The 15,938-nt window shown below is 44.5% G+C and carries 12 protein-coding genes; 9 read left to right on the forward strand and 3 right to left on the reverse strand.

Going from position 1 to position 15,938, the window contains the following annotated elements; genetic code table 11:
* The first annotated feature begins 264 nt into the window (after positions 1 to 264).
* Positions 265 to 6,285, forward strand: a complete 6,021-nt coding sequence (locus tag HWN40_RS10975; protein WP_176965770.1) for a hypothetical protein — start codon at positions 265 to 267, stop codon at positions 6,283 to 6,285.
* A 2-nt stretch (positions 6,286 to 6,287) separates the two neighbouring features.
* Positions 6,288 to 7,724 (forward strand): PGF-pre-PGF domain-containing protein, encoded by a 1,437-nt coding sequence (locus tag HWN40_RS10980; protein WP_176965771.1) that lies wholly within the window; start codon positions 6,288 to 6,290, stop codon positions 7,722 to 7,724.
* Positions 7,725 to 7,809: 85 nt separating this feature from the next.
* On the opposite strand, the gene HWN40_RS10985 is transcribed toward HWN40_RS10980, so the two are convergent.
* The 3 genes from HWN40_RS10985 to HWN40_RS10995 all read right to left on the reverse strand — a co-directional run bounded on the left by HWN40_RS10985 (position 7,810) and on the right by HWN40_RS10995 (position 9,658).
* Positions 7,810 to 8,469: an MBL fold metallo-hydrolase gene (locus tag HWN40_RS10985; protein WP_176965772.1), complete on the reverse strand. Its 660-nt coding sequence runs from the start codon at positions 8,467 to 8,469 to the stop codon at positions 7,810 to 7,812.
* 12 nt (positions 8,470 to 8,481) lie between these two features.
* A complete protein-coding gene (locus tag HWN40_RS10990; protein WP_176965773.1) occupies positions 8,482 to 9,054 on the reverse strand; it encodes a DUF1847 domain-containing protein in 573 nt (190 codons plus the stop codon).
* Positions 9,055 to 9,256: 202 nt separating this feature from the next.
* Positions 9,257 to 9,658 (reverse strand): NifB/NifX family molybdenum-iron cluster-binding protein, encoded by a 402-nt coding sequence (locus tag HWN40_RS10995; protein ID WP_176965774.1) that lies wholly within the window; start codon positions 9,656 to 9,658, stop codon positions 9,257 to 9,259.
* Positions 9,659 to 10,103: 445 nt separating this feature from the next.
* On the opposite strand from HWN40_RS10995, the gene HWN40_RS11000 reads away from it, so the two are divergent.
* The 7 genes from HWN40_RS11000 (at position 10,104) to HWN40_RS11030 (ending at position 15,848) form a co-directional block, all read left to right on the forward strand.
* Positions 10,104 to 11,336, forward strand: coding sequence for an ABC transporter substrate-binding protein (locus HWN40_RS11000; protein ID WP_176965775.1), 1,233 nt, complete (start codon positions 10,104 to 10,106; stop codon positions 11,334 to 11,336).
* Positions 11,333 to 12,028 (forward strand): GTP-binding protein, encoded by a 696-nt coding sequence (locus HWN40_RS11005; RefSeq protein WP_176965776.1) that lies wholly within the window; start codon positions 11,333 to 11,335, stop codon positions 12,026 to 12,028. Before HWN40_RS11000 ends, HWN40_RS11005 begins: the two co-directional genes overlap by 4 nt.
* The gene (locus HWN40_RS11010; protein WP_246275906.1) at positions 12,021 to 13,043 is read left to right on the forward strand and encodes an ATP-binding cassette domain-containing protein; all 1,023 of its coding nucleotides are present in this window, start codon (positions 12,021 to 12,023) and stop codon (positions 13,041 to 13,043) included. The genes HWN40_RS11005 and HWN40_RS11010 overlap by 8 nt, the downstream gene beginning before the upstream one ends.
* Before the next feature lie 160 nt (positions 13,044 to 13,203).
* Entirely contained in the window at positions 13,204 to 14,280 is a 1,077-nt protein-coding gene (gene hgcA / locus HWN40_RS11015; RefSeq protein WP_246275907.1) for a mercury methylation corrinoid protein HgcA, read from the forward strand.
* Positions 14,280 to 14,570, forward strand: coding sequence for a mercury methylation ferredoxin HgcB (gene hgcB, locus HWN40_RS11020; protein ID WP_176965778.1), 291 nt, complete (start codon positions 14,280 to 14,282; stop codon positions 14,568 to 14,570). The genes hgcA and hgcB overlap by 1 nt, the downstream gene beginning before the upstream one ends.
* Positions 14,571 to 14,649: 79 nt before the next feature.
* Positions 14,650 to 15,450 (forward strand): undecaprenyl-diphosphate phosphatase, encoded by an 801-nt coding sequence (locus HWN40_RS11025; RefSeq protein ID WP_176965779.1) that lies wholly within the window; start codon positions 14,650 to 14,652, stop codon positions 15,448 to 15,450.
* Between the two features lie 86 nt (positions 15,451 to 15,536).
* Positions 15,537 to 15,848 (forward strand): DUF134 domain-containing protein, encoded by a 312-nt coding sequence (locus HWN40_RS11030; protein WP_176965780.1) that lies wholly within the window; start codon positions 15,537 to 15,539, stop codon positions 15,846 to 15,848.
* Positions 15,849 to 15,938 lie beyond the last annotated feature (90 nt).

Consider the following 15,938-nt stretch of genomic DNA (forward strand, 5'->3'; position numbering starts at 1 on the left):
CGTAAAAACTTCTGTCCTGATGAAATAAAAAGATTACGAGTATTCTTCATCATTTTTTATTATAATACTGAAATTTGTATGGCCGGATAGTTGCACTGAAAATAAAATCAGTATTAAGATTTTTGCAGAATAGATTAACAAAATTAACATACATTTAAAATTAAATGTGCAATTGTTGATTCTATAAGTATAATTTATATATAATATTTGAGATACTATCTAAGAATATCTAATTCGTTTATCCATGGGTTGGATGTGAAAGGAATGAATTCAGACAAGAAAAAAATAAACAGGCATATCAGAATCAGTTTTCTGATATGTATAACAATTGTGCTATTGTTGCTAATCAACCCGGTTGGTTCGGCAACATCAATTCAAAAATTCAGTATAGATGGAAAAACATACGGTCCGGGAGATGAGATCGACATAACCGGAGAGGTACAGGACGGTAACAGTTCGGGAGAAGTAAAGATAATCATATGGCCCGAAGGAGACGAATTTACCGGCCCCGCAAATCAGAGCTCCAATAAAACAGTTACAGCTTCTGAAGGAGTATTCTCCACAACTATGAGTGCTCCTGATGTGGCAGACAGATATACTGTAGTTGCCGTGGACATTGAGAGCGGTGTGATTTCACCATACCTTTACATGAACGTTGTCGGAGCGAACGATCCCCAGACGATTGAAGTGATGTTCACAGAGGGTGAAGTCCTGACTATCGAACTTTCAGAAAGTCACGGGATCACCGGACCCCTCAGTGATGGTAAGACCGGGGGCAATATAACGCTCGGCGATACCACATACAGCTTCCTTGTATCAGGTTCGGACGTATCATACGTTGATGATGATCCTGATATGAATCTCAGTTCAGACGATTCAGGCATGAGTGTAATAGGTAATCTTGTAGAGGGTTCCAAGGTAAAACTCAGTGGAGTAAGCTACAGATTCATCAGCATCAACAATGAGAATGCCATTACACTGGCAAAGATCGTGACCCCGAGTTTCACAGGTGGAGAATCGGTAAATGTCAGCATACTGGCATTGAACTCCAGTGGATACCCGGTCCAGGATGAGATCATGTTTGAGCAGTTCAAAGATGATGGTACTCTTATATCCTCCACAGAGTTGCTGACAAACTCACATGGACTCAATACAACAACGATGACCATAGAAAGCACAGCAGGTACATATCACCTGGTTGCAGATGACATCGGACACATATCATTTGTTGTAAACACCATGAGCATGTTTGGAGATATGCTTTCCACAGAGAACACACCCAAACACACCTTTGCCCGTGGCGAAGTTATGATACCTGCAGTATACCTTAACAATTTAAGTTCCGGTGCACCATTGACAGATGCAACCGTCACTGCCAGTATCACAAGCAAGAACAATGATTCTTATCTTAACGAACTCACACTCACATACGACGGTGATATCGGTGCCTATACCACAAGCTATACAATTCCTGATGATGAGGAAATAGACACCTATTACGTAAAATATGAAGCAAGCACTTCAAGTCAGACACAGAAAGCTTACACAAGCTACAACATCAAGGCTTATGACATCTTCATAAAGGCAGTCTCCAAGAATGACGGCGAGAGTGACGGTTTCGCACCGGGAGAGGAAGGATTCCTGGTAATTGCCGGAAGCAATCTTGCCAGCGGAGAGAACATTGATTTTGAATCAATGACAGGACTCGACACTGCGAACTACAGCCTCAGTATTACCGACAGAGACGGAAATGTAAATACTTCCTTCATGTCCGTTATGAATGCTACGACTTTCTATGACTACATAGAAGTTCCTGCAGACATACAGGATGAGGTTGAGCAAACTATCGGAGAGACATTTGCCGTAATCAACTTCACAGCTCCTGAACAGAACGGCGTCTACGATGTAGAGGTCAGAGCGAACCTCTCAGGCTGGAACACCGCAAGAAGAAGTATCACAGTACAGGATATTTTCGTGCACGGAGAGCCTGTAAACAAGATGGGATGGTTCAGCCCCACAGTAGCTCCTGATGCCACTGCAAGGATAATGATCACTGCATTCGATCCTTCAACAGGTCTGGAGATACCTGCTGAAAATATACACGAAGCAGGACTTGTAGAGGTCTGGAGTGAAAGTGCTTCTGAAGTAGTTACCGAGTACATGGAAGATCCCGCACTGACAACCATAGAAGGCCAGAAGGTTCTCAGCTTCAATGTCACGGACTCAAACCTTGGTTTCCACTATGTCAGATTCTGGGTCAACGCAACAGTTGACGGAAGTCCGACGACTGTAACAGGGGACGCCTGGTTTGATGAGAAGCTCTACAGGATAAAAGGAAAACCGACATTCGATGAGAACTCCAGTACCTTTAAGGTATTCGGAGCTGATGACACCATCGAGCTTTCAGTACATGTAGAAGACATCAGTGGAAATGATGTATCGTCCGCATCCATCGAGGTTGAAGAACTAAGATACGGAATGACAGGTGAAACAATTGCTGTGGAGGATTCTATGAGTTCAGTTACAACTGATTCCAGTGGTGATGCCACACTAAGTATCTCACCTGAAAACAGTCTCAAATCCGGATTCTACAACGTCAGGATAAAGATGACAACCCAGGATGGTGTAACCGACTACGGAAACGGATGGTTTGAGGTAAGTAACTTTATTTTCTATCCATATTCCACATCATGGGATGCAGGTATAGATCAGCCTATTAATTTCTCCCTGAACGCCTTTGACAACAACTTCGATTCAAAGGAAGTCAATGTCACCCTTACAAAGATCATTGCAATGGGTGACTGGGACATGATGACTCCTTCAACCATGTACAATGATACCGAGATGGATGCCGGAACTATCAACGGAACTGGATATTATGAATATCCGGGACTTTCCAGAGGAGGTAACTTCGAATTTGTTTTCGAAGCTGATGATGGCAATTCCACAGAGATTGGAAGGGCATGGGTGTATACCACAGCCTTTGTCTCATGGGTCGATTCAGATGGAGAATATGACTTCCCGGTTAACGATTTTGTTAACTTCACAGTTAAAGCATCACAGGATAAGATGTGGAGCAGTAACGGCCACAATATCACAAATGTCACTGTGGAAGAAGTGATGAAGGAAGGCATGTGGAGAACAAGCTACAAGACAAAGAGTCAGATGGCAGGTATCACCACCACAGAAGAAGGTTTGAATCCAAATGAGATCAATGTGTCCGTTGATACTACCGGATGGGACCAGGGTGCTTACATGATGACACTTAAAGCCACAGACGAAAACGGAAATGAAGTCTACACTGATTTCTGGTTCAGACTTGAGCTGGCGAGTGTCACCGTTACAAACCCCATGAGGATAAGTGTCAGTGCCGCACAGTATCACACCAACACAACATCCATCAGTGCTACAACGGACATACTTACAAAGCAGAGTTACCTGGAAAGTCTGGGCAATATAACTGCCGGAAAGATTGCAGGTAGTATCATTGATGAGGATCGGATCTCACCCATTTCAACCGATTATAACATAATGGGCGAGGATTCACATAACAGCAGCTTTGTCCCATACTACTCAATGGTAGCAATCGATACAGTTTATGACACACTCTACATCGAATATGAAAATGAGAGTCACTGGGCAATTGGAAATCTGTCCAATTCAACAAGCACACAGGTTTTCAATGTGTCCGAAGGATCCGAATTCACGGATTATACCGGAAGGACCTGGGCCATCAGTGAAATCAAGTCAGACGGAACCATAAAACTGGAGGGTCAGAACACTCTCAAGAATGGTATTCTGCTGAATGATACGATCATGGCTATGAGTAAATCAGGTAAATTCCTTGTAAGTGATTTCCAGGACGATGACTGGAGGAACATAGACCTCGATGGAGATGGAGAATACTTCGATGATAATTACCTCATACTTATGGCAGACTCCACTACTGCAGGAAAGTATGACACGGTGCTTATCAGTGATTCATACAACTTCACCGCAGGATACATAGACGCAAGTGCCGGTGAGCCTGTTGAGTTCGGTGGCGATCCGATATACCTGCTCAGTAACAAGTACCAATCCTCCGCATATACACTGGAGTTCAGCACATATGAGGAAGGCTGGAACGGCATGAAAATCGGAACATTCCAGAACGGATCAACAATAAAGGTTCCATTCCTGGTGACAACACCTGGAGGCGACCCACTTGCGGACAAGGATGTCAGAATTGACTATCTCATAGATGAAAGTAAAACAAGGCAGACCCTCGAGAACGTCAACGCCACAACTGATTCCACGGGACTGGCACTCATCGAGATCAATACTTCAGAAGCAAACATACCAACCGGCTCCTGGATGATACACTACAATGTGACCATCGAAGAAGGCGAGTATGCAGTTGCCAATGAAGAGACTTTCTGGGAGCTCACACGCTTTGAAGTACGTAACTTCATGGTTTCAGGAGCACTTGGAATCCCCGGTGAGATAGACCTCATCAAACTCAATGATGATGACAGCAGTGACGGTATGCCAGGAAACAACATGCTTCTTGCATACGGAGACGAGATCGAGTTCAAGAAAGGTGTCTCTGCCTATAATTTCAATCCAGAATCAGACATGTACAATATGGACTGGCCATTCAATGAATGGTACTACAACAGTACAACAGGTGCATTCAACTATTCTGCAGACGGAGAGAAACTTGAAGCCGGCGAGATCGGAGTCGGTGCCAGCATCAACTCAAGCAGTGCAAGCCTTGCTCTGGACTACAATGTAACAATGGTGAACAACACAGGCGATACAATAGTCCTGAGCTATGATGAAAGCACCAGCTTCTATGATGATATGTGGAACTTTACTGTAAACGACTGCAATTCAAGTGCCGGAACAGCAAATATATCCATGACGTATCAGGGCTGGCCGTGGACAGTACCGGGCTATAACCGGGATTCAGGACCTGAGGTCAGGGAATTCACTCTAGGAGAACAATACTGGATGGGAGGACTGGACTTCAATGTCAGTGAGATCAATGAGTTTGATGTTGTGCTTACCCTTAGAAGTCCGATAATGATTCTTAGCGTGGAAGCTGTCGAACCGGTCATGAATGACATGACAAGCTATTCAGGATCCGTGGCTCAGGCCAACTTCAATGGCCAGGACTACTACATCTTCGGTTACGAAGATGAAGCTGGTACAATGTATGACCAGTTGCCTGAATACTTCCCTGAAACAAAGGACAGCATACTTGTGGTCAATGCAAGTGATTCAAATGATGTGAGCAACTATCGCATCGGCGAGACCATCAGCGAATTCGATAACTACTATGCTGCATCGGTTTCAAACTGGGGAGGCAGGTTCATACTGCTCAACAGCAGTGTCACGCAGGTCTACCCAATTCCTGAATGGATATCAGACGAACCAATCTTCTACACCGGTAAATTCAGTGATGAAGATGTAGGATTTGACGTTGCAACTGCAGGTATGATGTTTGATGAAAACGATGTCGAACCGGGTGTCGGTGAGATCACATCCGATGAACGTTATCATATACTTCTCATGGACACTCTCTCAAACGGAGTGAACATGCCTACTGAGGCTGTATACGATGACGACTCGGATCTTACTACACTTCGTGACTGGCAGAACTATGAGAATGTGAATTCCATATATGACCTGTACACCACAGAACAGGGATTCAACGACTCAATCCCTGAGAATTTCATGGATGGCCAGGATTCCTTCCCTCTGGTGAATATGTCCGAGGGACAGGCCTGGGAGATTGGTACCGGCAATATGGATAGCTGGCCGGTTGCCTTCCCGACCCTCAAGATCAATGAGAGCGCAGGTACGGCAATTCTCAAGTCCTTCTCTTCAGTATCAGAAGTTCAAACAAACGAGACCATAACCGTCTTTGTCACAGCAAAGGACTTTGATGGAACACCTGTAGAAGGAACTGCGGAACTTAAGTCTCTGAAGATGACTTTCGGTGGATACTTCGAGGAAGGACCTGTAGAAGATGGCCCAGTTTCATGGGATATGAGTTCTGCAATGGTCAATACGACCCTTGTGGATGGAGAAGGTACTCTTGAAATTCTGCCTGAAGACATGGAAGGTATCGACTATGACTTTGCTGAATTCACAGCCTTTGTGGATATTCAGAAGAATTCAGGAGGAACAGAAACCTTGAAGATAAACTTCTTCATGCAGGGTGATATGTCAGAGTTCATGCAGGGACAATACATGGACGATGGACCAATGGATGGCGAAGACCCAATGGGAGGTAATTGATAATGAAAAAACTAGCCGTATTTTTAATGGCTATACTGATTGCAGTTGGGACCATCCCAACTGCTTCTGCTGCGGCTTCCCTCAGTATTGGAAGTATCAGCTATGATACAAATGTTGTGAAGGACGAAAGTATTACCATAACATCATCTGTAAGCGCTGCAAGTGTATCCGGTACGCTTACGGTGGATGTGACACTCACCGACAATTCGGGACAGTTCACAATACCAAGTCCGACCCAGCAGGTACAGTTCACAAGTGACGGTACAAAAGCCGTTTCATGGACTGTTACAGCTACCTCAACCGGAACTCACTCATCACCCTTCACTGTGTCAGCCTCAGGAGATGATGACAGTAGTACTGCAAAGACAGCATCATCTGCAATCACAGTAAAAGACAGGCCGGTACTTAGTGTATCTTCCAGTACTGACATATCATCTGTCAGTGCAGGACAGGAAGTAGTGCTAAGTTATGTGGTATCCAACAGTGCATCCTCCGGTGCTGCCGATGCTACCAATGTCAAAGTCGACCTGGCACTCCCAAGTGGCTGGAGTCTCAGCAGCGGAACAGATCCCGCATCACTTGGTACAATTGCACCAGGTGCATCAAGTTCGGGTTCATGGACAGTGGTTGCTGATGACCCTTCATCTTCAAACACACTGCCATTATCCGTAACATCCACCATACCTGGAGGAACCGTAACAACAAGTTCCTCTGTAGTCGGTCCTTCAACAAGCTCTGACACATCTTCCTCCTCCGGCGGCGGCGGAGGCGGTGGCGGCGGAGGCGGCGCCAGTGGTGAAGAGTATGAGAACATTGCCCATAAGGCTGTGAAGAAGGTATACATGCAGAAGGACGTCCTTGCTGAATATGAATTCACTGGCGAGGAAAACCCGATCAGCATTGTATCCTTCACACCCAAGCTCAATGCAGGTATGATCGATGTAACAATTGAAGTTCTGCATGACACGTCAGCACTTGTGGATTCCAAGCCCAACGGCAAGGTATACAGGAACATGAACATCTGGGTTGGTAAAGGCGGCTGGGCAAGTTCCAGTACGATATCCGGTCCGGAAGTTTCCTTCAGTGTGGAAAAATCATGGCTTGAGGAGAATGACATAGATTCTGCGAATGTAAGGCTCATGAGGTATACCACAGAGTGGAACCAGCTTGAAACAGCAATAGCAGATGAAGATTCCGACTTTGTTTACTTTACAGCAAAAACACCCGGATTCTCTCCGTTTGCTATAAGCGCAGTGGAAGATACCAGCATTGTCGAAGCTTCTGAAGACGAGTCCGAAACCTCTGATGATACCGGGCTCCAGGAAGAAAACGAAGGCACAGAACAACAGGAAGAAACATCAAACGGTCTTCCGGGCTTCAGTGCACTCACACTGATCGGCATGCTGGCAGTTGCTTTTGTTGCAAGCAGAAGAAAATAAAACAGATATTTCAATAGTAGCACACAAGTGCTGCTATAATTTCTTTTTTTAATCCCAAAAATCAATTGATTTTCTATATTCTATTCTAAATCTCTGTTACATATCCTGCGAATATATCTTCAAAGGAATCAGGATACATCTCACAGATCCTTTCCTTATGTTGCGTGCAATGACCTGCACCTATTAACTCCATTCCTGCAAGCTGGTCATATTCCCGGCTATCATGCAGGCCTCCGATAATACCTTTAACATCACCAAAGATAGACGCAGTATCCATTATGGATCTAAGTCCGGGATGTGAGCAACCTGCGATTACGTAGATACCTCCGCCTGATTCTAGTATCAGGGACTGCTCTTTGATCTTGTTCCCAAGTTCTCCTGTTGTGTGAACACCCGGACACAGTTCCTGAGGACCTTTTACCTCATGGAGAACTCTACATCTTGAAGATATCTCATTCTTTAGATTTGCAGAAAAGCCGGATGGTACATATACCTCCAGATCGGAATTCGCATTGAGTAAAGCTGGAACCCCGCCGGTATGATCCCAGTGACTATGGGATAACACAAGGATACCCACATCCTCTGGTGACAGGGAGAGCTTACTCATGTTATCCATCAGCAGATGTCCGTCCCAGCCTGTATCAAAGAGTATATTCTTTTCAGGGGATTCGATATAGCAGGAAAAGCCCCAGCCGCTCCTGAGCCCTTCTTTTGCCTGATTATCATAGACAACTGTAAGTTTCATACCAAGCATTCCTCATTCCTCAAGACCGAATCTTTTCTTCAGATAGTAGTTGGAATATATGGCACCTGCCGGATTATGTGCAAGCACCCTGTCCTTGACTATCAGGGTTGTAACAGGCGCAGCCGAATGCTGTGTGAAAAGTATGTCATGACCTATGCAAAGACCAATTATGATATTAAGCTGCGTCCCCTTATTTTTAAGTATATCCGCCTGTATAATCGGATTGCATGTGGGGTCGAAATTTTCCGGACGCAGTCTCTCAAGACCATATTCCCCTTTATCAGTTCCTGAAACCTTGCAACATACAGAAAATACCTCGAAATCGCTTTCGAGTATCTTCTGGATGGTTCTTGCTTCCTTTTCAAGACCCACACAAAAGGCAAGACCCAGTTTCTCATAGCCCATATCCCTTGCATAAAGAATCAACTCCTCAAGCCTTGTCTTCTGCATGTAGTATCGGGCTTCGATGGAGGCGGATACCTTCATGGACTCAAGATCAGATCCCTCATAGACAGTGTCTTTTGACAGACCAACACAATCCTTGCCTTCACGACATTCCTTTTCATCACAGAATGCACATTTCATTGCTCATCCACTGATCCGAATTTGTTTATGTTAAAATAGCCATCCGCAGTTAAAAATATTCCACAGACACACAAATAACTTTTGATACATGCAATTACATAAAAATAAAAGGCAAAGCAATTAGCCATAACATAAAATTGCTTTACCGAAATTAGATTACCACATTGCATGGCAATTTTCTTACTTATACCTGACAAGCAATTCAGCTAAGTGTGACCTGACTGTGACAGCTGCAATTGCAGCTACAGTCATCGTGACCATGGTCGTGGTCATGGCTGTCACAGTTGCCATCCTGGTTCTTTGCAAGTGCACCGGATTCCCATGCATTAATGGCATCTTTTATAGTTCCGGATGCACCAATGAAAACATCAATCCCTTTCTGCTGGAGCATCATTGCAGCACCCTTTCCGATACCTCCGCAGAGCATTATGTTCACACCGGCTCCAGCCATCAGATCAGCAGGACCTTCACCGCCATTTTTCACTACAACAGAATATTCACCGGTCTCTGTGTCAAAGACGGTGTAGGCAGGCGCCCTTCCAAAATGCTGGCTGACTGTATCATCGATTCCGCCTTTTCCCATACATGGTACGCTTACTTTCATGATATCACTTGACAATTGAGTATTTATTTGAAATTTTCATCTGTATTTGAATCTGTATCAGATCAAATACATCCTTTAGGTACATAAGTGTTTAATTATAAAAGCATTATCCAAAACATATATTTATTTCTACCTGATTTCGCAAAAAGTATAGATAAAGAGAAATCAAAAAATGATGCGATAAAATCCTGCGTCTTCTTTTTTACAGGAACTCATCTACTTCGGAAAAAAGTATGTAAGTTAAAAACAGGCAGGACTATTTTCAAAATCAAAGAACTTTACAGGAAGTTAACTTCCTATATGCTAATACTTAAATATTTGTCTGCTTATTAGAGTAATTGAACCCCAAAGATCAGATCAAACAAAGACTGGTAAAATACGGAATTGACCAGATAAGAAAATAGTAGCATCAGGGCAGATGAAATGAAACCTTCAGGGGAATAATATGAAAACAATTGACGAAACAATGAGCATTTACCAGATATTGAGTGAACATCCCTCTTTATTAAAAATATTCAAACAGCATGGAATGGGAAAATTCGAGAACCGGGAGGTGCTCGAAAAACTTGGCCCACTGCTGAAATTAAAAACAGCCCTGTCAATGGTATCGGTGAACAGGGAATCGTTTATTGAGCTTTTGAATCAGGCTGTTGAGGACAATGAAGCAAAGGGAGATTTTACACTTGCGGATTCCCCGGAAAGACAAAAGGAGCTGAGCCTTCTTGCCCTCTTACCTTGCGGTATGAAAATGCCCTTTAATCGTGCACTTGATGCCTTTTCAACTGAGTACAGGGAAAAAACCGGCAATATGCTCCATTCCCTTGTAGAAGGTAATGTTAATCATGAGCTCTCCTACTATGCATATGTAGATTCGGTTACATCCATCGACGAACTGCCGGACATAATTATCAGTTCCGATATCAACAGTTTCTATCACAAACCCTTCCGGGAGAACTTTCTCAGCAAGGACTATTTCGTGAATCTTAATTCATCTCCCATGAACCGCGATCTGAAATCAATAGATTATGCCGACCCACGCGACCAGTTCACCATGCTCTCTGCAAACCTGCTTGTTCTGGTGACAATAGATGAGCTCATGGAGGATGACAGTAAGCCGAAATCCTGGGAAGATGTTCTGAAAGAAGAAAACCGCAACAGGGTTGCCATGCGGGGAATGAACGGATTTTTCTGCAATGGAGTACTGCTTCCCTTCTATCAGATGTACGGAATGGAAGGTATCAAAAAGCTTGCATCATCAATATATACAGGACTCCATCCATCCGAGATGGTGAAGATGATAGACAGCAAAAAAGACGATGTACCGGCCATGTACATTATGCCCTACTTCTTTACCAGGAAGATCAAGGACAAGTCCAGTATAACCATCACCATTCCTTCAGAAGGAGCTATTGTAAGCCCGGTACAGATGCTGGTCAAGAAAAGTGCAGCGGAAAATGTAAAGGAGATCACGGATTTCCTTTGCGGAAAAGAGTTCGGCGAAGTCTCTGCCAGAGCCTTATTCCCTACAACGAATCCTGAAGTCGATAATGATCTTAAGGACATGCCACTTTACTGGATGGGATGGGAGTACCTGATGAATACCGATGTAGGATCTCTTAAAAAAGAGATAGCAGAGGTCTTCAATAAACAGTTCACCATCACCGGAGGTGTCTTTTGAGACTTGTCACGGTAGCAGGTCCTCCGTCATCAGGAAAAACCAGTATCATAATCAGGACAATTGAAGAACTCAGGCAGAAGGGACTGAATGTCGGTGTGGTCAAGTTCGACTGCCTCTCGGCTCAGGATGAAGAACTCTATTCAAGTTCCAATATTCCGGTCAGGACCGGGCTCTCTGGAGGGCTGTGTCCTGATCACTTCTTTGTGAGCAATATAGAGGAGGCACTTGGATGGGCAAAAGAGCGTAACTTCGATTATCTCATCACCGAGAGTGCCGGCCTCTGCAACCGTTGTTCTCCGCATATCAGAGATGTTCTGGCAATCTGTGTCATAGATAATCTGAGTGGGGTCAATACGCCCAGAAAGATCGGTCCCATGCTAAAACTTGCAGATATCGTCGTCATTACCAAAGGGGATATTGTCTCCCAGGCAGAGCGTGAGGTCTTTGCATACAGGGTCCGACAGGTCAACCCCGGTGGAACGATAATTCATATCAATGGCGTTACGGGACAGGGTGGCTTCTATCTTGCAAAGCTTGTCGAGAAAAGCGGCTCGGTTGAGACACTTCAGGGAGCCATACTTAGATTTACCATGCCCGGAGCCCTGTGTTCGTACTGTCTCGGGGAAAGGAAGATCGGAGATGACAGGCAGATCGGTGTTTCAAAGCTCGTGAATTTCAGAGGGGATGATTAGATTGCGGACATATATGCTCCGGATGACAATAGATGAACTCATGGAGATGATGCCCTGGATAGAGGACTACTTCTCTTCTTTCGCCATCGATCCTGCCAGGTTTAGAGACAATAAGCTGGAAGAGCTGAGTTCTATAATCGGCGAAGATTATTTTGTTGAGAAAGGGAGTAGCTATTCCGATTTCATTGAAGGTTTCTTCCTGTTCATCGAGCAGGTAAGAGCACTTCAGCAGGAAAGCAGGTTCATGGTTGAATCCCTGACAGTGCTCCCCGGAAAGGATAAAAAAGGCAAGAAGGAGTCCTTTTTGGTAGAACTTAAAAAGGGAGAGGTGACAGCTATAGTCGGTCCCACGGGATCAGGTAAATCACGCCTGCTTGCCGATATCGAATCCTTGGCGCAGGAAGATACTCCCACCGGGCGCAGGATACTGGTTGATGGCAGATCGCCAAGTGATGAGGAGCGTTTCTCAACCGAAGGACGTTTTATTGCACAGCTTTCACAGAACATGAACTTTGTCATGGACCTCAGTGTAGAGGACTTCCTGACACTTCATGCTGAAAGCCGTATGGTCGATGAGATATCACATATCATCCGGAAAATATATGACACTGCAAACGTCCTGGCAGGGGAGACTTTCAGCCGGAATACCCCTGTCACAGAGCTCTCAGGCGGACAGTCACGAGCACTGATGATAGCAGATACAGCACTTCTGAGTCCTGCATCCGTTGTCCTTATCGATGAGATCGAGAACGCCGGGGTAGATAAGGTAAGATCCCTGGAACTTCTGGTAAGCAACAACAAGATCGTCCTGATAAGCACCCACGATCCCCTGCTGGCACTCTCGGCAGATCAGCGGCTGGTCATCAAGAACGGCGGAATCTCAAAACTGCTGAAGACCACAGAAGATGAGAAAAAGCACCTCAAGAGCCTTGAGAAGATAGACAGGAAGATAACTCTTTTAAGGGACCGGTTGAGGACGGGGGAAGAGATAGATTTGAGTGATCTTCCGGTTTGATCTTTGTCTCACAAGATTGAAGGATAAGCTTATCTGATTATTTCATTATCAACCATAGCAGTTGCTTTTCTATTTAGCAGATAGATATATGTGTAGCATACTTTCATAGTATTAATATTCCAGACCATCTGGATGAACTATCATTACAGAGAGAAGGAATATGGATAATAAAGATACAGGCTCATGCTGCCAACCTGACAGCAAAGCGGATACAGACCAATTTATCAGAATGATCGATCTGAACCGGAATAGCCATGCGCCTGTGATCCGTGAAACTACAAGCACCATTTCATTCAGGGACAGATCTGACCATTTCCTTGCCCGACTGGGAGTGAACAGAATGGGCCACATCGTAGAACCCGGCATCTACAGACTGGGAAACCCTGATGCGGATTCACCGGTATTCGTCTCGGCTAATTACACACTCAGCTTCGATGCGCTACGCAGCTCACTGGCGGGTATCGACTGTTACATCCTTGTAATCGATACCAAAGGGATCAATGTATGGTGTGCTGCCGGCAAAGGAACATTCGGCACTGCAGAGATTGTATACCGTATCAGGTGGTCAGGACTCTCAGATATAATCAAGCATAGAAACATAATTTTACCTCAGCTAAGTGCTCCGGGTGTTTCTGCACATGAAGTGAGGCGCCTGTCGGGATTTAATGTAGAATACGGACCCGTACGTGCCAGGGATCTGCCGGAGTATCTTAAAACACACACTGCAACACCTGAAATGCGCAGAGTCCGGTTCACCTTCCGGGAAAGACTGGTGCTGACACCCATAGAATTAACCCATATTGTTCTGCCAACATTGATCGCTGCCCTTATTCTCTATTTGCTGGCCGGTCCTTTTGCAGCATTCATAGCAATCTTAATTGCATTTACAGGAGCTGTATTGTTCCCTGTTCTGTATCCTTTCATCCCGACACAGGACTTTAGCACAAAAGGACTTATCCTGGGCGCAATCGTAACAATTCCTTTTGCAGCAACTATTGCAGCTGGCTCTGAGCTCCTTTTGTGGGAGAGAATAGTTGCTGTGTTAACAACATTCCTTTTAACCGCCTCAGTAACCGCATACCTTGCCCTCAATTTCACAGGTTGCACAACCCATACATCAAGAACAGGTGTCAAAAAAGAGATTTTCAGATACGTGCCTTTGATGGCACTTATGGCAGTTACGGGAATGTTACTCCTTATCATTCTCGGGATAACTCGTTTAATGGAAGTGATCTGATGTTTGATTCATATAATGAGAATACTCTGCAATATTATCCTGAAAAGTGTATCAACTGTCTTATGTGCACACAGGTCTGCCCTCATGGAGTGTTCACTGGAGGAGGGGAACACGTTGAACTCAAAAGACCTTCATCGTGTATGGAATGCGGAGCATGCGCAATGAATTGTCCCGTGCAGGCAATTGAAGTTCAGAGTGGAGTTGGATGTGCCTGGGCAATGATAAGAGCAGCCCTCAGAGGTAAGGACATGGATAGTGCTGACTGTTGTTGCAACGGTGATTCTTGTTAATAACTTGAGCAGGTATGCCCATTATTGATCATCCCAATTTACCAAGCAATATATATACAAATAAAGAAGATAACGCGTGATGTTAACAATTTTTGAGGCGGTCATACTTGGTATCGTCCAGGGAGTGGCTGAGTGGTTACCCATAAGCAGCGAGGGAATGACATCCCTTTTGATGATAAATGTTTTCGGAAAGACGCTTGCTGAAGCCCTTCCCATCTCCATCTGGCTGCACACGGGGACACTGCTCTCTGCAACCATATATTTCAGAAAAGACATCATGGAGATCCTGAAAGATATCCCGCAATATCTGGAAAATCTGGCATCAGGTAAGAGAGAAGATCAACCGATAATCAATTTTCTTATCATTTCAACACTCCTGACCGGTCTGGTAGGCCTTCCCTTGATAATCTTTGCAACCGGAATGACAGAGATATCAGGGAAGATCGCAACTGCCCTGATCGGTCTGCTGTTGATATTCACCGGCCTGCTGCAGATAAGCGCCTCAAAAAGGGAAACAAGAAAAGAGCTGCCCTCTTTTGGAGATTCTCTTTTCACAGGAGTTGCCCAGGGATTTGCAGCACTTCCCGGCATCAGCCGTTCAGGGATCACAGTCTCATCCCTGCTTCTGAGAAACTTCAATGCCACCCAGGCGCTCAGACTGAGTTTCCTCATGAGCATACCTGCGGTACTGGCAGCAGATGTGGGGATAGCAGCAATGGGAATACTGACAATCGATATGAATTCGCTACTGGCGTTACTCTTTGCCTTTATATTCGGGATACTTACCATTGATCTCTTTATAAAGATCGCAGAGAGATTTGATTTTGCCAGATTTTGCATAGTACTTGGGTTGCTGAGTCTGCTGGCATATTTCGTATGAGGGTTTTAAATTCATTCCCATATGGGAATTATTTAATAAATTTTACTGATAAGTTTTAAGTACTCAAATCTCCTTCATGAAAACTAATGAAATGCAGAGGCAGACCTAAGTCTCCAAGAAGAGTCGGCTGTTCTCCTGAAGTGCTTTACTTCAAACCTAGGGGAGTACCGCTAAAGGAACTTGATACCGTATCCCTTGCAATCGAAGAACTGGAAGCCTTAAGACTTGTGGATGTTGAAGGGATGACACAGGAAGATGCAGCTTTTACAATGGGCATTTCAAGACGTGCTTTCTGGAAAGACCTGAAAAGTGCAAGAAAGAAAGTAGCACTGGCACTCACCACCGGAAAGGCCATAGAAATAGCAAATGAGAGTCCTGTTGATACCGGAAAAGAATAGCAATGATTCTTATTCAGATAAGGATTATTCGACCAGACATTAAACAGAACGATTACAATTCATACACAATTCATAATTTATCACAGAGGA

This window comes from Methanolobus zinderi (genome assembly GCF_013388255.1).
Lineage (GTDB): Archaea > Halobacteriota > Methanosarcinia > Methanosarcinales > Methanosarcinaceae > Methanolobus > Methanolobus zinderi.